This is a genomic window from Clostridium sp. JN-1 (assembly GCF_003718715.1).
In the GTDB taxonomy this organism is placed as follows: Bacteria; Bacillota; Clostridia; order Clostridiales; family Clostridiaceae; genus Clostridium_AV.
The window spans coordinates 856,792-872,864 of record NZ_CP033465.1 but is presented as its reverse complement, the minus strand read 5'-3'; the positions used below and the strand labels follow the sequence as shown (position 1 = coordinate 872,864).

General features: G+C 28.6%; 21 protein-coding genes and 1 riboswitch. Of the genes, 6 read left to right on the top strand and 15 right to left on the bottom strand.

The features are described from left to right. Positions 1–21 precede the first annotated feature (21 nt). The 4 genes from EBB51_RS04320 to dcm form a co-directional block, all read right to left on the bottom strand. Entirely contained in the window at positions 22–966 is a 945-nt protein-coding gene (locus EBB51_RS04320; protein WP_123053332.1) for a sensor domain-containing diguanylate cyclase, read from the bottom strand. Beyond that, positions 959–1,597 (bottom strand): chemotaxis protein CheC, encoded by a 639-nt coding sequence (locus EBB51_RS04315; RefSeq protein ID WP_123053331.1) that lies wholly within the window; start codon positions 1,595–1,597, stop codon positions 959–961. Before EBB51_RS04315 ends, EBB51_RS04320 begins: the two co-directional genes overlap by 8 nt. After that, entirely contained in the window at positions 1,590–1,964 is a 375-nt protein-coding gene (locus tag EBB51_RS04310; protein WP_123053330.1) for a response regulator, read from the bottom strand. The genes EBB51_RS04315 and EBB51_RS04310 overlap by 8 nt, the downstream gene beginning before the upstream one ends. 61 nt (positions 1,965–2,025) lie before the next feature. Continuing rightward, positions 2,026–2,109: riboswitch (cyclic di-GMP riboswitch) on the bottom strand. Between the two features lie 136 nt (positions 2,110–2,245). Further along, positions 2,246–3,496, bottom strand: a complete 1,251-nt coding sequence (dcm, locus tag EBB51_RS04305) for a DNA (cytosine-5-)-methyltransferase (RefSeq protein WP_123053329.1) — start codon at positions 3,494–3,496, stop codon at positions 2,246–2,248. 364 nt (positions 3,497–3,860) lie between these two features. Here dcm and EBB51_RS04300 point away from each other — a divergent pair, with 364 nt between their 5' ends. Next, positions 3,861–4,112 (top strand): hypothetical protein, encoded by a 252-nt coding sequence (locus tag EBB51_RS04300; protein ID WP_123053328.1) that lies wholly within the window; start codon positions 3,861–3,863, stop codon positions 4,110–4,112. 17 nt (positions 4,113–4,129) lie between these two features. Here the strand turns inward: EBB51_RS04300 and EBB51_RS04295 are convergent, their stop codons facing one another. From EBB51_RS04295 to EBB51_RS04265, 7 genes are all read right to left on the bottom strand, one after another. Next, positions 4,130–4,783 (bottom strand): A/G-specific adenine glycosylase, encoded by a 654-nt coding sequence (locus EBB51_RS04295; protein WP_123053327.1) that lies wholly within the window; start codon positions 4,781–4,783, stop codon positions 4,130–4,132. Positions 4,784–4,793: 10 nt separating this feature from the next. Continuing rightward, complete coding sequence (dsdA, locus tag EBB51_RS04290) at positions 4,794–6,158, bottom strand: D-serine ammonia-lyase (RefSeq protein ID WP_123053326.1); 1,365 nt, start codon at positions 6,156–6,158, stop codon at positions 4,794–4,796. A 172-nt stretch (positions 6,159–6,330) separates the two neighbouring features. Then, positions 6,331–6,543 carry a hypothetical protein gene (locus tag EBB51_RS04285; RefSeq protein ID WP_123053325.1) on the bottom strand — a complete coding sequence of 71 codons (213 nt, stop codon included), beginning with the start codon at positions 6,541–6,543 and terminating at the stop codon, positions 6,331–6,333. A gap of 293 nt (positions 6,544–6,836) precedes the next feature. Continuing rightward, complete coding sequence (locus EBB51_RS04280; RefSeq protein WP_123053324.1) at positions 6,837–7,325, bottom strand: spore coat protein; 489 nt, start codon at positions 7,323–7,325, stop codon at positions 6,837–6,839. 178 nt (positions 7,326–7,503) lie between these two features. After that, a complete protein-coding gene (locus EBB51_RS04275; protein ID WP_123053323.1) occupies positions 7,504–8,124 on the bottom strand; it encodes a cupin domain-containing protein in 621 nt (206 codons plus the stop codon). Positions 8,125–8,422: 298 nt separating this feature from the next. Next, positions 8,423–8,599, bottom strand: a complete 177-nt coding sequence (locus EBB51_RS04270; RefSeq protein WP_123053322.1) for a DUF1540 domain-containing protein — start codon at positions 8,597–8,599, stop codon at positions 8,423–8,425. A 102-nt stretch (positions 8,600–8,701) separates the two neighbouring features. Next, a complete protein-coding gene (locus tag EBB51_RS04265; RefSeq protein ID WP_123053321.1) occupies positions 8,702–9,634 on the bottom strand; it encodes a metal ABC transporter substrate-binding protein in 933 nt (310 codons plus the stop codon). Positions 9,635–9,819: 185 nt separating this feature from the next. Here EBB51_RS04265 and tsaE point away from each other — a divergent pair, with 185 nt between their 5' ends. From tsaE to rimI, 3 genes are read left to right on the top strand one after another with little or no spacing between them, the layout of a single operon-like run. Further along, a complete protein-coding gene (tsaE, locus tag EBB51_RS04260; protein ID WP_123053320.1) occupies positions 9,820–10,281 on the top strand; it encodes a tRNA (adenosine(37)-N6)-threonylcarbamoyltransferase complex ATPase subunit type 1 TsaE in 462 nt (153 codons plus the stop codon). Beyond that, positions 10,278–10,991, top strand: a complete 714-nt coding sequence (tsaB, locus tag EBB51_RS04255; protein ID WP_123053319.1) for a tRNA (adenosine(37)-N6)-threonylcarbamoyltransferase complex dimerization subunit type 1 TsaB — start codon at positions 10,278–10,280, stop codon at positions 10,989–10,991. The genes tsaE and tsaB overlap by 4 nt, the downstream gene beginning before the upstream one ends. Next, entirely contained in the window at positions 10,984–11,442 is a 459-nt protein-coding gene (rimI, locus tag EBB51_RS04250; RefSeq protein ID WP_123053318.1) for a ribosomal protein S18-alanine N-acetyltransferase, read from the top strand. The genes tsaB and rimI overlap by 8 nt, the downstream gene beginning before the upstream one ends. A 70-nt stretch (positions 11,443–11,512) precedes the next feature. On the opposite strand, the gene tyrS is transcribed toward rimI, so the two are convergent. The 3 genes from tyrS to EBB51_RS04235 form a co-directional block, all read right to left on the bottom strand. Continuing rightward, positions 11,513–12,730: a tyrosine--tRNA ligase gene (gene tyrS, locus EBB51_RS04245; RefSeq protein ID WP_123053317.1), complete on the bottom strand. Its 1,218-nt coding sequence runs from the start codon at positions 12,728–12,730 to the stop codon at positions 11,513–11,515. Between the two features lie 218 nt (positions 12,731–12,948). Next, on the bottom strand, positions 12,949–13,356 hold the full coding sequence (locus EBB51_RS04240) for a hypothetical protein (RefSeq protein ID WP_123053316.1): 408 nt from the start codon (positions 13,354–13,356) through the stop codon (positions 12,949–12,951). A 133-nt stretch (positions 13,357–13,489) separates the two neighbouring features. Then, a complete protein-coding gene (locus EBB51_RS04235) occupies positions 13,490–14,635 on the bottom strand; it encodes an RNA-binding domain-containing protein (RefSeq protein ID WP_123053315.1) in 1,146 nt (381 codons plus the stop codon). Between the two features lie 321 nt (positions 14,636–14,956). Between EBB51_RS04235 and EBB51_RS04230 the strand changes: the two genes are divergently transcribed. Continuing rightward, entirely contained in the window at positions 14,957–15,121 is a 165-nt protein-coding gene (locus EBB51_RS04230; protein ID WP_123053314.1) for a zinc-ribbon domain-containing protein, read from the top strand. Between the two features lie 37 nt (positions 15,122–15,158). Here EBB51_RS04230 and EBB51_RS04225 read toward each other — a convergent pair whose 3' ends face one another. Then, entirely contained in the window at positions 15,159–15,725 is a 567-nt protein-coding gene (locus EBB51_RS04225) for an ECF transporter S component (RefSeq protein ID WP_123053313.1), read from the bottom strand. A gap of 174 nt (positions 15,726–15,899) precedes the next feature. Between EBB51_RS04225 and EBB51_RS13635 the strand changes: the two genes are divergently transcribed. Continuing rightward, the gene (locus EBB51_RS13635) at positions 15,900–16,058 is read left to right on the top strand and encodes a hypothetical protein (protein ID WP_190285328.1); all 159 of its coding nucleotides are present in this window, start codon (positions 15,900–15,902) and stop codon (positions 16,056–16,058) included. The last annotated feature ends 15 nt before the right edge of the window (positions 16,059–16,073 follow it).

Genomic DNA, 16,073 nt, shown 5'->3' with positions numbered 1-16,073 from the left:
ACTTTTAAATTAAATACAGTCTTACCCAATATATTTACTGCAAAAACAATTATCATTTCCATCTACATTTTTTGCAATATACATTGCCTCATCAGCCTTTATTATAAGCTCATCTATACTTTTGCCATCCTGAGGATAAAAACTAACTCCTGTGCTAAGAGATACATTTATTTTATTGCCGCCTAAATTTATAATCCTCTTTTTAGTATTTATAATCCTAGAATGTATGATTTTATAATTATTAAAGTTTTTTATATCTGGCAGCAATACTAAAAATTCATCTCCACCAAATCTAGCAATTACATCATTTTTTCTCGTAGCTTTTTTCAATATATCTGCCACTTCGGCGAGGACGCTGTCGCCAACCGTATGTCCATAGGTATCATTAATACTTTTAAAATTATCTATATCTATGAACATTAACCCTAACATGTGGTTATTTCTACAGCAATTATCAAGTATTTTGTCTGCAACTTCATAAAATAGCACTCTATTTCCTAACCCTGTTAGTTTATCATAATAAGCCAAATTCTTAATAATTTTTTCTTTATCCTTTAGTTCTTTATTTAAAAGAGATAATTTGTTGATATATAATTTTAATTGATTAACTCTCTCAAATTCATTGGTAACACTAATAAATTCCAAAAATAAAAATTTACACTTATCCTCTTCCAACTTACTTATCTTTAAATTAAATTTCCCATTATCATTAACTAGATCCTTATGCATAGTTGCTGAAAAAAACAGTTTATATTCATTATTCATTAAAGATTTTATAGATTCATTAAAATAATTTTTGTTAAAATTTGGTAACGCTTCATAAATACTTTTACCTATGATATACTTTGTTCCAATTCCAGTTATATGTTTCATATAACTGTTCCAAAATAAAATTTTAAATTGCTCATTTAAAATTACTACTCCTTCATTAACATTATCTAGAGCATCAAATAAAATTCTATTCATAAAGTTCATCCCTTACTTTATCAATTTTTTTCATCAATTCATTTAAGGATTTTAATGTTAAATCAATTATTACAGCGCCCTCTATTTCCACATCATCTATGAGAAAAGTTATGTATAAAATCAAAGTATACATATAACTTTCATTTTCAATATCTTTGCTAAAATCTATTGCATTAAATACTTTTACTTCTGGTAAAGTATAGGTTAAGTTAATATTTAAGTAATTTCCAACCTCCCCTAAAATACAGTTTAAAATTATATTTCCTATTTCTTTAATAGTATCAAAATCAATATCTGTAAAATTCATATCATAATATTCACTATTTTCTTGTTTCTCATTTAAACAAAGATTTATAAAAGTTCTCATTTTTTTAGCAGGAAAGATTAGATTTGCTTTTCCTTCTAACTTTTTTTCAAAAGAAATAGAAGATACCATTAGTGTTCCATCTATTTTATCAGGTAGATATCCATTTACTTTAAATTTTTCATCTTGAAAATTTAATATTTCTACATTAGGAACATCTAACAAAATCTTTTTATTTGTTATTTCCGAAAGAATACTTGCAGCCTTGCCAACACTTATATTAAATAATTCTTTCAATATATCATATACTAAAGCATCACTATTCATTTTTATCATTCCTTATTTTATCGCATATAAACTTTGCTTTTTCCTGATTAAACGGTTTATTTATAAAGTACATTATGTTATATGATTCCATATCTTCTCTTACACTTTTTTGTACATCTGCGGAAATAACAATTATTTTACAACTAGCATCATATTCTTTTATTAATTTTATCAATTCTTTACCATTTATATTTGGCATCAACAAATCTACAAATACATACTTCGGTTTAATTTCTTTGTATTTTCTAAAACCTTCTCTTCCATCACTTGCAAAAAAGAACTCAGCATTATCTAAAAAACCTTTTAATAAATTAGATATTATCTTTTGAGAAAAGTTAGAATCATCAACAATTAAAATCTTTAACATAATAACTTTTATTCCTCCCAGTAACCTTAAAATAAATAAAACCAACAATTAATAGACATTATTAATTGTTGGCCGGGTGCACTACTAGCTTTAAAATTTCCAAGTGCCCAAATAGCAGAAATTTTTCATTGCTTCCAACTATTATTAAATTATTTTCATTTTACTACCAAATATATGTGAAGTCAAATAACACTAATAGGCCCCAGAGATTTAGCCTGTAAAAAAATTACTTGCATTTACACTGTTTAGAGTTTACACAGATTATTTATACTTTTCCAGTATTACTTATTTTCATCAAGTACTTTTAATATTTCTTTAGCTATAAGCTTTATGATTGGAACAGAAACTGCATTTCCTGCCTGTTTATAAAGTTTGCTGTCTGGATAAGCTCTATTATTAAATCTATCCGGCAAAGTATACCCATTACCAACAGGAAAACCTTGAAGTTTAAAAGTTTCAGCCGGTGTCAATTTTCTTATTCCATCATCTACTTTTATAAGAGGTACATTATGTCCTCCTGTACCCATATTAGCAGTAAGTGTTGGACATACTCCGCTTTTGTTTTCTCTAACATACATTCCTCTTCTAACTTGATAGAATTTATACTTATCCTTAATTTGCTCATCTAAATTAATTCTAACCCCTTTTCTCTTTTCTTGAGGTATCTTTAAGTATTCTTCCTCAGTTAAAAAATATTTAGGATATTTTTCTTTTGTATAGTAATATTTTTCAGCATTTTCTTTATTTAAATCGTAATCTATAACATTTTTTATATTCTGTATTCTATCCTCAGGCGACTTATTTACCATATACTTATCTATATTATCAAACATAGTAAATCTATCTGCATCTTCTTTATTTAAAAATCCTATTATATAAATTCTTTCTCTAGTTTGAGGCAAATCTGAAAAATCCATCGTATTTAAAACTTTTTCTTTAATTATGTATCCTGCTTTTTCGAGCTCTCCTTTTATAACACTATACGTCCTTCCGCCGTCATGAGACATCAAATTTCTTACATTTTCTAAAAATAAAATTCTTGGTTTTCCATGTATAGGTTCAAGCATATTTACTAAATTAACTATACTCCAAAATAAGTTTCCCCTGTGGTCTTCAAAGCCTTTTCTTTCTCCCGCTATACTAAAAGCCTGACATGGAAAACCGCCGTTTAAGATATCTATTCTATGACTTAATATCTGCTTTTTCTTCTCCTCATATAAAGGCTTTGCAGTTTCACATTCTTTTATCAACTTTTCATATTCAAATCTTTTGTCACTGTCTACGGCTTCTTTCATGAGTTTTTCACAGCTCTCTTTTTCTTTATCAAGAATACTAGGATCTATAATCTTTTCTATATCTCCAACTATTAATCCATGATCAAAATTAGTTCTGTATGTTTCTGCTGCATACTCATCTATTTCATTTGCCCATGCAAGTTTATATCCAGAGTCTTTAAAGTGTGCACTTTTAATGCCTAAACAAATACCCCCAACTCCTGCGAACAAACTTCCTACTAAGTATTCTTTTCTCATCTTTAAGTTTCTCTCCTCCACAATATACTAAAAATTAATTATATCATATAAAAATAAAAAGGGCAGGTGGTACTGCTTTTTTACTTATATATAAAAATTCATTACAATGGCAGGAATTTACTAGATAAATGTCAAACACATATACACATTATTTAAAGGAGATGTATATTTATGTGTGCATTACATTTGATGAGTTGTGAAAACAATCATTACAGCTTCACTAATACTAAAAATTTCAACACAATAGGATGCTTTAAAAACACCTCAGTAAAGACGGCTTTTGATTTTGCTTACAATATGAGTTTTGGTAAGAATTAAAGCTTATAATGAAGATTTCATCAAAATACAGGATGGTGAATCTCTAATGAGGAATCATAAACTTCTATATAGCAGCAGTATTGATAGATGCAATTTGGAAAAATTAATCACAAGCTTTAAATGGTCTTACGATATTCCAGGATATATAACTCATGAAGAATTAGTTAATGCAATACAAAATGAATTTACCATTCCTAAAAATGCAATTTTGGGTAGATATACAAAAATGGATGCTGAAAATTATTATATACAAACTGGTGATATGCATGATATAAATGATATATTTAAACTTCTGTAAAATAATGCGCTGCAGTTTTAAACACTGCAGCACATAAACTTAAATATACATCCACTGCATTTTGGATTATACATTGTACATACACATGCGCCAAAATCCAAAACAGCATAATTATAATCTACATACCTATCCTCAGGAATAAGCATTTGAGCAAATTTCCAAAGTTTCATATCATCTCTATGTCTTTTTTTCTCCGAACTAATATCAAAAATTCTCTCAAATATCCTTATTACATTAGTATCTAAAACAGCATACGGCTTATTATATCCAAAACACAGTACTGCACTGCAGATATAATTTCCTATACCTTTTATTTTCATAAGATCTTCCCATGTATTAGGTATTACTCCTTTGAAAGATTGCATTATTTCTACAGCTTCTTCTTTTAATCTATCTGCTCTATAAAATAATCCTATATCTTTAAATACATCCCTTAAAAATTCAGTATCTGCACACGCTAATTCATTTATATTTTTATATTTATTAGTTATTTTCAAATAAGGCTGTATAACTTTTTCAACGTTAGTCTGCTGCAGCAGTGTCTCAGATATCAAAACTTTATATGGATCAAATGTATATCTCCATGGAAACTCTCTTTTATTTTTATCATACCAATCAAGTAAAAAACACTGGAACATAACTACTTCCTCATCTGATATAATATTAAGCATTCTTTCTTCCTCAATTTGTTCTTAATTCACAACCTTTTTTATAGTAAGCATCCATAACTTCCTTTGGAACCATACTTCCGCCAGTAGCCCAAGCAATGTGAGAAGCATTTTTCATCTTGTCTTTTAAGTTGTTATTTTCAATATATTTTTGACCTGAATCAGTTTTAAATAATTGAGTAGGACCAGGTACTCCAGCTAATGCAGAAGGTTCTAGATAGATATTTTCTGAATCCGCTAATATACTTAAAAGAATATGTAATTTATCGTCTGTTATTGTATAAGATCCACTTATTAAATTTTCTAATGTTTTTCCTACAAAACCAGAAGCTCTACCAACTGCAAGACCATCTGCCTCTGTAACATTATCAATTCCAAAGTCTTGAACACACACTTTATCATGCATTCCAGTCATTAAACCTATAAGCATACATGGGGAATGTGTTGGTTCAGCAAAGAAGCAGTGTACATTATCTTTAAATACTAATTTCAATCCAAATGCCACTCCACCAGGGCCGCCGCCAACTCCGCATGGAAGGTAAACAAATAGTGGATGGTCTTCATCTACAGTTACATTCATTTCTTCTAATTGTTTTCTTAATCTATAAGCTGCAACTGCATATCCTAAGAATAAATTGGTTGAGTTTTCATCATCAACAAAATACATATTTTTATCATTAGCTGCTTGCTTTCTGCCTTCTACTACTGCCTTGCTGTAATCTGATTGATACTCAACAACTGTAACACCTTTACTTCTTAGAAGATCTTTTTTCCATTGTTTTGCATCAGCAGACATATGAACATATACTTTAAATCCAAGCTGAGCACTCATTATACCAATACTAAGACCTAGATTTCCAGTTGAACCTACTGCTATAGAATATTGTGAAAAGAATTGTTTAAATTTATCACTATCTATAATTGAATAATCATCATCTAATTTTAGCATACCATTTTCAACAGCAAGATCTTCAGTATGTTTTAATACTTCATAAATACCACCTCTTGCTTTGATAGATCCTGAAATGGCAAGATGACTGTCGCATTTTAATAATAAATCTCCTAAAAGCTCTTGATTAAATCTATCTTCTAGTGCTTTTTTCATATTAGGAATTTTAACAATAGGAGATTCTATAATACCATTTGTCTTTTGAGTTTCAGGAAAGACTTTAGCAATATAAGGAGCAAAACGATTTAATCTTTCAGCTGCATCTTGTACATCTAACTCGGATAAAGAAATCTTTTTAATAGCCTCTTCAAATTTTCCATGTTTAGGATTAGTCCAAAATACTTCCTCAGCTGCTATAATTTTATCCATTAAAGGATATTCATTTATCCACTCCGTTATAGTTTTACCTAAAATTATTTTATTTTCCATAAGACAGACCTCCTTTTTAATTCACACAACAAACGTTTGCAAGACTTAATATATACAATTTTAAATGTATTTCTGTGTAATGTCTATACCTTTTAATATATAAAAATAAAACCCCTGAAATTAACAAGGGTTTTATGATTGAGATATTAAAAACATTTAATTAAAATCTTGTTTATGCTGCTTTTGAAAGTGATTTTCTATTATCATCAACTGCTATATTGTATAATCTTTCAAAATTAACATAAGAAAGAATAAATCCTATACCACACATCAAAGATCCAAGTGAACCTGCCATAGTAACTAATTTTATACCACCATCTATGTAACCGCTGCAAACAGCTCCTAATATACCTAATATAGTAAAAATTACACCTGCAATTTTCATTTAATATTACCTTCCTTTCAGTAAAATCTACATATCATTATCATCAATATTATAATAATCATTTATCAATAGTTTGTCGATGTCTCCTATAAACAATAGGAGCCGAAAAAAAACAGGTGCAAATATTTACACTAAGCATTTATATCATCTTTCTTTATTTTATTAATTAGAGAAATTACATAGTTAAAAATTTGGCTGTATTTAAGAAAAATGTTGAAATGAATGAAAGTTCAAAATCAATACTATCTTTAAATACAGCCAAAGTTTATATTTTATGCAATTATCGTGCTAGATTATTTAACATCATACATTCCTTTACTTTCCATATACTTAAATATAGATTCTCCATGTTTTTGCTCTTCCTTTTGTATATGGTTTAATAGATCACGAGCTTCGGTGTCTCTAAATTCAAAAATTGTAGTATCATAAGTTCCTGAAACATATTTTTCTGTCATTAATAAATCTGTGCACATATCAGCATCAGATAAATTAACTCCACCTGATTGCATATTATTCATATTACTCATAGAACCTTGATTTCCCATAGTTTGCCCTGAACTTTGATTTTGCTGTTGGTTCATTTGAGGAATTTTACCGCTTAACATCTGATTAATGCTATCAAGATGTGTCCTTTCTACTTGCCCATTTGCATTGAATATTTGTTTCAATTGATTATCTTTCGTCTGATTTGCATAATTCGTATATTTTTCTATACAAATTTGCTCGTGACTTTTTTGATCCTCTAGCAACGTCCTTTCTTTTTGTGATAAAGTTATTTCCATAATACTACACCTCCAACCTTATTTTGTGCTGCTCTTATTATTTTATACTAAGAGTAGTACCAACATCCGTATTATGCGTATTATGCAATTAACTTATTCATAAAGCATAAATTTTCAAAACAATTGGCAGCATACTTTATGAATAAGCAGCTGCCAACCATATTTTACGTAATTAGTGTTAATCCCTTTCAGCAGCTTCTTCATCTGCTTTAGTCACATGAACCGTATTACGTGGATGCTGCGGAGGTGCATAAATAGAATATACTTTAAGTGGTTTATTACCTGTATTTATAACATCGTGCCATGTACCAGCAGGTATCATTATTGCAAAATCATCGTCTACTCTTTTCTTAAAATCCAAATTACGTTTATTTTTTCCCATTTTAACAAGTCCTTGACCGTCTTCAATACGTATAAACTGATCAACATTTGGATGAACTTCTAAACCAATATCATCACCAACATTGATGCTCATTAAAGTAACCTGCAGATGTTTTCCTGTCCATAAAGCAGTGCGGAAAGTATTATTTTGTTCAGCCGCTTCATTAATGTTAACTACAAACGGCTCCGGTCCATAATCCTTTAATTGAATTGAGTAATCACCTTCTCTTGAAGATTGTAAAAAATCAAATCTTGAATTATGCTCAATTTCATCATCAGAAAGAATATATTGATCATCAAACTGTCTCGAATAATCTTGGTCATGCATTGATGTATTAGCAAAATAAGGACATGAATAAGCATTATGCATTTGTGTATTAATGCAATAATAGCATGGATACTTTCTATTACTATACATATTGTTCCTTCCCTTTTTCATGGTATTACAAAATTATAATATGTTATAGGTCTTAGAAATGTGATTGTATTCATTATATAAAAACATAGGACAGAGGACAATTGACAGAGGACAGAGAAGGTTGATTTTTTGCTAACGCAAAAGAATCTTTAAATTTATATAAGTTAGCAATGTTTCGCTTTGCGAAACGAGTTGTCAAAATCTAATTAAAGATTTTTCGTAAGCGCAGCGGAGAAAAATCCTCCTTCTCTGTCCTATGTCCTTTGTCCTCTGTCCTCTGACTCATGTCCTCTGGTTTTTATGCTTGCTGTTCTGGAATAAATGTTGTACAGTCAGTTTCATGTGAACTACTTGCATTTTTAGGTTGAACTTCTATTTGTGATGCACTGCAATGATCACCATTCATATAGTAATGACAAGTATTTACAGCACATCTAATTCCTTGATTTGGTTTATTCATTTTTTCTGCTCTCATTTTTATTACCTCCATATAAAGAAATTGATTTTACAAATAATATTGTTCGTAAAATCATTTTTTTTATGTAAGAAACATATAAATCCTTTTTTAAATACCAATTTACCTCTCGGCAGACTTTTCACTTTCATAAAAGTTTTTAAAACTATTCAAGTTGTATTCAATACAATCCTCACATGGCTTTTGACCATCATAAATCATCATATTTATGGTTTTTATGTTATACTTTTTTATTATATCTTCGTTATCATTCAAAATATTTTCGCCATTATACAAAAAAACTACATTTTTTGAATTTTTAATTTTAGATTCTAATTCATCTTTATTACTTATGTCCTTGTTTATATCAATTGTATTTAAGCCGCTGCTTTTCGTAAAGTAATTCAATCCATCCTCACTAGTTATAAAAATATAGCTGCTAAGTTTATCAGTAATATCACTTAACTGTTTTTTATAATCATCAATATTCTTCAATGTATCCGAAAAATTTTTTTGATATATATCTCTATTTTTAGGGTCCCTATCCTGTATGGAATTTTTTATATTTGTCAAAACTATTTTATAATTATCTACATTCATTAGATAATATGGATTATCTTTTAAAACAGTTTCATTAATTTTAACTGGCTCATTATATGGAATAAATTTAACTCCTCTAGATACATTTACAGCACTAACTTTGTTCTTATCTAACTTATCAACAAAACCATTAATCCAAGGTTCAAATCCGCCTCCCATATAAAAAAGCAAATCATTTTTAGATATATTGTTCAAACTATCACTTGTAAATTTAAAATTTAATTCATCAGTCCTATCTTTAAACATATAGCTTACATTATGCTTATCTTTAACTATACTCTTAACTGAATAATAAAGCAGCTTATCTGTAGTTACTATATTAAGTTCCTGATCTTTTATCATTTCCATTTCAGTTGAATTATCTTTTGTATTCGTTTTATTACTAGCTACTTTATACTCACATCCAGTAAACATTAATATATATAATATAAGGAATATTGAAATACCCTTTTTCAAATCATTCACCTCTTATCATGAAAGATATAATATATAACATATATTTTACATAATATAATTTTGTAATGCAAATAATATAAGGCTTTTACAGAGATTTAGCACTTAAATTCACATACATTTTACATAATTTATAATTATGCTAAAATATAATAAGAGTTTAAGAATTATCGTATGAGGTGACCTTTATGGAATTTATTACAAAAACAGTAAATGAAACTATAGAACTTGGCAGAAAACTAGGTACTCTATTGCACCCTGGTGACATAATATGCATAAATGGTGATTTAGGAACAGGAAAAACACATTTTACAAAAGGGTTAGCAAAAGGACTAAATATACACGATGAAATAACTAGCCCAACTTTCAACATAGTTAATGAATATGAAGGCAGATTAAAATTATATCACTTTGATGTATACAGGGTAAATGATCCTGATGAAATTGAAGCCATAGGTTTTGATGAATACATATTTAGTGATGCAGTAAGTATAATAGAATGGTCGAACTTTATAGAGGAATTAATTCCGGATGAACACATATACATAGAAATAAAAAAAATACCAGAAGTAGATATAAGCTTCAGGAAAATAATAATAAAACATTATGGTAACAGATATAATTATATAAAGGAGCTAAATGAAATATGAAAATTTTAAGTTTGGATTCAGCTACAGAATCAGCTACTTGTGCAATAATGAGTGAAGATAAGTTATTAGGTGAAATAACGTTTAATTACAAAAAACAACATTCTGTCATATTAATGCCTATGATAGATACACTGCTGAAAAATTTGAATTTAGGCATTGATTCTATAGATGGTTTTGTAGTTTCAAAAGGTCCTGGTTCTTTTACAGGTTTGAGAATAGGTATATCAACTATAAAAGGATTAAGTCATGGAACCGGCAAACCATTTATAAGTGTTTCTTCATTAGATGCATTAGCATATAATATGGCATACACTGATGGTATTATATGTCCTATAATGGATGCATTAAGAGGTAATGTTTATACAGCATTATATACTTTTTCAAATAACAATTTAAAAAAATTAAGTGATTACATGCTTATTTCAGTAGAAAATTTAATATCATTAGTAAATAAACATAAAACTCAAGTTTGTTTTATAGGTGATGGTATTTACAAATATAAAGATATACTGCTTCAAAATATTCCTAAAGCCATTTTTTCTCCAAATCATTTAAATGTAGTAAAAGCATCCTCTCTCGGTGAAATAGGTTTAAAGCTTTTAAAATCAGGTTTGAGCGATGATTTATATAATTTTTGCCCACTTTACATAAGAAAATCTCAAGCTGAAAGAGAATATGAAAAAAAATTGGAGTCTTCAAGAAATGAATAATGATATTGAAATTATTTCATTTAAACGAGAACATATAGAAAGTGTTCTTGTAATAGACTTTCTAAGTTTTCCAACACCGTGGAGCCGAAAGTCATTTGAGATTGAGCTTGAAAGCAACTCATTTTCAAGATATATTGTAGCTAAAAAAGATGGTATAATAATAGGTTATGCCGGTATGTGGATAATCTTAGATGAGTCACATATAACAAATATAGCAGTACATCCTGATTATAGAGGAATTAGTGCAGGCAGCGCACTTTTAGAATCACTTATAGAGCTTTCTAAAAGTGAATCTGTAAATAGTATGACATTAGAAGTTAGAAAATCAAATTTAATTGCACAAAAACTTTATCACAAATATGGTTTTATAGAAGAAGGTCTAAGAAAAGGTTATTATCAGGATAATAAAGAAGATGCTATAATAATGTGGAAACGCAATATTATAAAATAGAAGTTAAAATCAAAAGTTAACTTACACTAATTATAGAATAAGTTAACTTTCGATTATACACATTTAATTTTTACTTTAATATAACTTTGCTGTATTTTTTCTTACCTTTTCTTACAAGCATACTTCCATCTTTAAAATTTTCTTGAGTTATTAAACTATTACTATCTAATATTTTTTCGTCATTTATAGTAAGGCCGCCTTGCTGCGTAAGTCTTCTTCCCTCACTTTTCGATGGTACTATACCTGTACTTACTATTAAGTCAAGCACTGTACATCCAAGTCCGCTTTTTTCAAATTCAACTGTTGGAACACTGCTTAAATCAGATCCATTTGAAAAAAGAGCTTCTGCAGCATCTTGAGCATTTTTTGCTTCTTTTTCGCCGTGTATCAACTTAGTTACTTCAAAAGCAAGAACTTTTTTAGCTTCATTAATCTTTGCTCCTTCTAGAGAAGACAATCTTTTAACTTCATCCATAGGTAAAAATGTTAAAAGTGACAGACATTTTTCCACATCTGCATCTTCTACGTTTCTCCAGTATTGGTAAAACTCATAAGGCGGCGTCTTTTCAGGATCTAACCACAATGCACCTTTTTCAGTTTTACCCATTTTTTTACCTTCACTATTAGTTAAAAGTGCAAATGTCATACCAAATGCAGGTTTATTTTCCTTTTTCCTTATTAAATTAACTCCTGCTATGATATTTGACCATTGATCATCTCCACCCATTTCCAGCATACAGCCATATTTTCTATTCAACTGAAGAAAATCATATCCCTGCATTAACATGTAGTTAAATTCAAGAAAAGAAAGTCCTTTTTCCATTCTCTTTTTAAAGCATTCTGCTGTAAGCATCCTATTTACAGAAAAATGAACTCCAACTTCCCTTAAAAATTCTATGTAATTAAGATTCATTAACCAATTTGCATTGTTTTCCATAAGTGCTTTTCCATCACTAAAATCTACAAGTCTTTCAAACTGCTTTTTAAAGCACCTAGCATTATGTTCTATTTGTTCTTTTGAAAGCATCTTTCTCATGTCAGTCTTACCTGTTGGATCACCAACCATAGTAGTTCCTCCACCAATTAATACTATTGGTCTGTGTCCTGCTTTTTGCATATGAGCCATAACCATCATCTGTATAAAATGTCCTACATGAAGACTGTCTGCAGTTGGATCAAAGCCTATATAAAATGTTACTTTTTCCTTATTTAAAACATCTTTAATTTCTTCATGGGTAATTTGTTTTACATAACCTCTCTCTACTAGAGTGTCAAAAACATTAGCCAATTGTAATCCCTACCTTCTACATCTTAAGTTATTATTTATAATTATTATTATAACTTATAGTATATATTCTAAGCACCTTTTTATCAACATTTTACATATAACTACAATTTATAATATGCATGAACTGTATTACAGCAAAATAAAAAAGGACCAAGTTAACAAAAATTATAACCCAGCCCCTATTGAATGATAAAATTGTCTTTATCTTTCTTTCAACATTATGCTACATATTTCATTATAAATTCTGGAACTTTTTCATCTTCATTTACAGTTATATAAAAATTAACTTCATTTTCTTCAGATAATTTTTCTATTAAATAAAACAAATGTGCCGCACCTTGAAGACTTCCCTCTACAATATTAAATAATCCATCAATAAAAATGGTATCAATATCATAGTCTTCTGAAAGTATGCCGCACAAAAATCCATAAAAAGTTTCTTGATTTTTTAAACAAAATTCAGATGTAGTAATAAACCTAATTCTCCTATCAAGTTCAAGCAATGGTCTTTTGTCATCATCAATATACACAATATTACCGTCGTTCTTAGAAATCATCTCATTAGCTAAATTGATTAGCATTTTTGTCTTTCCTGAACCTCTTTTGCTGCAATTTACATGAATCATTTTTAACCACCTCTTACTTTAATATTTAGGCCGTATCTATAAGTAAATTATATAATATTCAGAATATTATTTCAACATAAATATAACATTATTTTCTAATTTTAGGAGATAAAAAATAATACATCAGTAAAAGCTATTCAAATCCTTTGATTCCAGGATATATCACTTTAAATTCATTTTTTTTAAAAGAATTTGCAAAATACACTCTACCTTTATTTTTGAAGGCTTTTCTCATCATCTTAAAGCCATTATTTGAATTGAGAAACCTCTTCTTATTATCGAGTGCAATCATCTTTTCATACATCCATATATTTCTTTTCAAATAATCTACTGAATTTAAACTTTTGTTTTTAATTAAAATTCCAGGACTCTTTATAACAATACTTTTATAACTTATTACTATCTCTATTACTTTATAATAAATCGTATAATCTCTATATAAAACTGCATTCTTTATTCCCTCATTAACTGCATTAATCGGATAAGTTTCAGGTAAGATATCCTTTAATATCAATTCACTTTTATCAAGTATTGATAGTAAATCACCTTGAATTATAATATCTTTATTCTTATCATCATCAATCTTATTTACTATTTTAACCATATTATATGGAACATATATATTATTTATTTTTGAAAATACAAGAATTCCTCCTAAAGTAACCATATATTTATTGGATTCTTTATCCTTATATATAATTGACGCACTTTCCATTAGCTCCATTTTATTATCATCATTTATATCAATTGCCTGAGAATTAAAGTATTTATAGATTATGTTCATATCTAAACATGACAAATCACTTCTTGCAATTGGACACAATTCCGGATCCAAATTAAGGTTATCTTGAAGTGCAGAAACTATTTCCTGCTTTCTCATAGTATCTGTAGTTGAACCCCTTCTTGTGTAAAAGGCACCATTATCTCTCATTTGATATGGTTTTTGAGGTCCATCATATATATTTATGATAGCTATTTTTTTATCGTGGTACTCCATAAATTCTAAATACACTGGTACAGGTGGATCTATCCTTGAACTTATTATCTGCTGTATTTTTTCTTCACCTAACTCCAAGTTGTCTACACCTACTATTTCCTTGGTTTTGTCTTCTACTCCTATTATTAAATAGCCTCTTCCTCCCCTTGAATTTGCTATTGCACACACATCTTTAGCTAATTCCTTTCTTCCACTATCTGTATCTATATCAACATGTCTTTTAAAATCAAGTTTTGGTCCTTCAGGTTTTTTTAATAAATTTACAAGTCTTTTTTTATCCATAATAAAACAACTCCAAACATATATACTATAAATATTATATGTAATTTAATATTGATTTTTCACTAAACTATAATTATTGTACTACCAAAAGTGTATATTTAAAACAGCAGGCCAAATAAAGTTCTTCTTTCTATATTCTATGTCTAGTACAACTTAATATTGTTTTTTTGTTTTAATATGCTATAATACTTTTAAGAGTTAACACTCTAAGTTATATAAAATAATTTATTAAAGGTTAATTTTTTCAAGGTACTAACCTCCTTAACGCAGGAGTTGGTTTTCAAGAATAAATTAGTCCTATGTTTTTAAGGAGGTTTGAAAATGGCAGACAGAACTATTGTATGCAAAGATTGTGGAAAAGAATTCGTATTTACCGAAGGTGAACAAGAATTTTATAAAGAAAAGGGTTTTGAAAATGATCCTGTAAGATGCCCTGATTGCAGAAAGAAAAGAAAAGCTGAAAAGAATAGAATGAGAAACAGATAATTAATGAAAACAACAGGGAGGTTAAATCTAACCTCTCTTATTTATTTCTTACTACATTTGCCTTTTTTAATACTTTACAAAGTGGTACTGCAATCACTGTTCCAGCTGCAACTTGAGCAATATCTCCAGGTATATGAGTTAATGTCAATATAAATGCCTGTGTTAAATTTATATTCATTGTAAAGTGAGCTATATATGAACCTGACACGTAATACGCAGCTACCATCCACAATCCGCCAAGTAAAAATCCAAATACATTATTTAATACATTTTCTCCATTATAGCCTTTTCTATAAGCTATAGTTGAAGCAATATATGCCATTATTCCCTTAATAAAAAATGTGAATGGTGCCCATATTGCATATGGTGAAAGTAAGTCAAATAATCCCATTCCTATGCCTGCCGAAAGAAATGATTTTTTTCTTCCTAAAAGTACTGCAGCAACAAAAACCATTGTATCTCCCAAATGAACTACTCCTTTTACAAGAAGACCACTTGGTATATTTATAACAGCTGTTGCAATATAAGTTACTGCTGCCATAAGAGATACTTGTACTATATCCTGTACTGTAATATTGCTAGATATTGAATTCTTATGTTCCATAATTTATACATCCCCCTTAAAAATATTATTGCAATTTATAAAACCATTATATTATCATTTTATCAAAACGCAAATGTAACGATACAATATTTCTTATTTCAAGTTTTTAATATTTTTCTTTCATATTGACAAAACTAAATATATTAAAAATTTCAACTTTAGGAGGTAGTGTTTATGTCATTTTTTCAATGGCTTGGAGGATTTATACTATTAACTTTGATAATTGGGTTAATATTCAAGATAGGCGGAAATGTAATTAACTTGCTGCTGCTCATAGCTGCATTAATTTTTATAGTTGATATTACTTTTAGTAAGTGGAAAATTACAAGATAAATTAGAAAAGTACGG

Excerpts from the sequence above, each read along its gene's own strand:
- EBB51_RS04280 (WP_123053324.1), bottom strand. The coding sequence starts at position 7,325 with ATGGAAATAACTTTATCACAAAAAGAAAGGACGTTGCTAGAGGATCAA.
- tsaE (WP_123053320.1), top strand. The coding sequence starts at position 9,820 with ATGGAATTTATTACAAAAACAGTAAATGAAACTATAGAACTTGGCAGA.
- EBB51_RS04235 (WP_123053315.1), bottom strand. The coding sequence starts at position 14,635 with ATGGATAAAAAAAGACTTGTAAATTTATTAAAAAAACCTGAAGGACCA.
- EBB51_RS13635 (WP_190285328.1), top strand. The coding sequence starts at position 15,900 with ATGTCATTTTTTCAATGGCTTGGAGGATTTATACTATTAACTTTGATA.
- EBB51_RS04320 (WP_123053332.1), bottom strand. The coding sequence starts at position 966 with ATGAATAGAATTTTATTTGATGCTCTAGATAATGTTAATGAAGGAGTA.
- EBB51_RS04240 (WP_123053316.1), bottom strand. The coding sequence starts at position 13,356 with ATGATTCATGTAAATTGCAGCAAAAGAGGTTCAGGAAAGACAAAAATG.
- EBB51_RS04270 (WP_123053322.1), bottom strand. The coding sequence starts at position 8,599 with ATGAGAGCAGAAAAAATGAATAAACCAAATCAAGGAATTAGATGTGCT.
- dsdA (WP_123053326.1), bottom strand. The coding sequence starts at position 6,158 with ATGGAAAATAAAATAATTTTAGGTAAAACTATAACGGAGTGGATAAAT.
- EBB51_RS04295 (WP_123053327.1), bottom strand. The coding sequence starts at position 4,783 with ATGCTTAATATTATATCAGATGAGGAAGTAGTTATGTTCCAGTGTTTT.
- EBB51_RS04285 (WP_123053325.1), bottom strand. The coding sequence starts at position 6,543 with ATGAAAATTGCAGGTGTAATTTTTACTATATTAGGTATATTAGGAGCT.
- rimI (WP_123053318.1), top strand. The coding sequence starts at position 10,984 with ATGAATAATGATATTGAAATTATTTCATTTAAACGAGAACATATAGAA.
- tsaB (WP_123053319.1), top strand. The coding sequence starts at position 10,278 with ATGAAAATTTTAAGTTTGGATTCAGCTACAGAATCAGCTACTTGTGCA.
- EBB51_RS04315 (WP_123053331.1), bottom strand. The coding sequence starts at position 1,597 with ATGAATAGTGATGCTTTAGTATATGATATATTGAAAGAATTATTTAAT.
- dcm (WP_123053329.1), bottom strand. The coding sequence starts at position 3,496 with ATGAGAAAAGAATACTTAGTAGGAAGTTTGTTCGCAGGAGTTGGGGGT.
- EBB51_RS04300 (WP_123053328.1), top strand. The coding sequence starts at position 3,861 with ATGAGGAATCATAAACTTCTATATAGCAGCAGTATTGATAGATGCAAT.
- EBB51_RS04225 (WP_123053313.1), bottom strand. The coding sequence starts at position 15,725 with ATGGAACATAAGAATTCAATATCTAGCAATATTACAGTACAGGATATA.
- EBB51_RS04310 (WP_123053330.1), bottom strand. The coding sequence starts at position 1,964 with ATGTTAAAGATTTTAATTGTTGATGATTCTAACTTTTCTCAAAAGATA.
- EBB51_RS04275 (WP_123053323.1), bottom strand. The coding sequence starts at position 8,124 with ATGTATAGTAATAGAAAGTATCCATGCTATTATTGCATTAATACACAA.
- EBB51_RS04230 (WP_123053314.1), top strand. The coding sequence starts at position 14,957 with ATGGCAGACAGAACTATTGTATGCAAAGATTGTGGAAAAGAATTCGTA.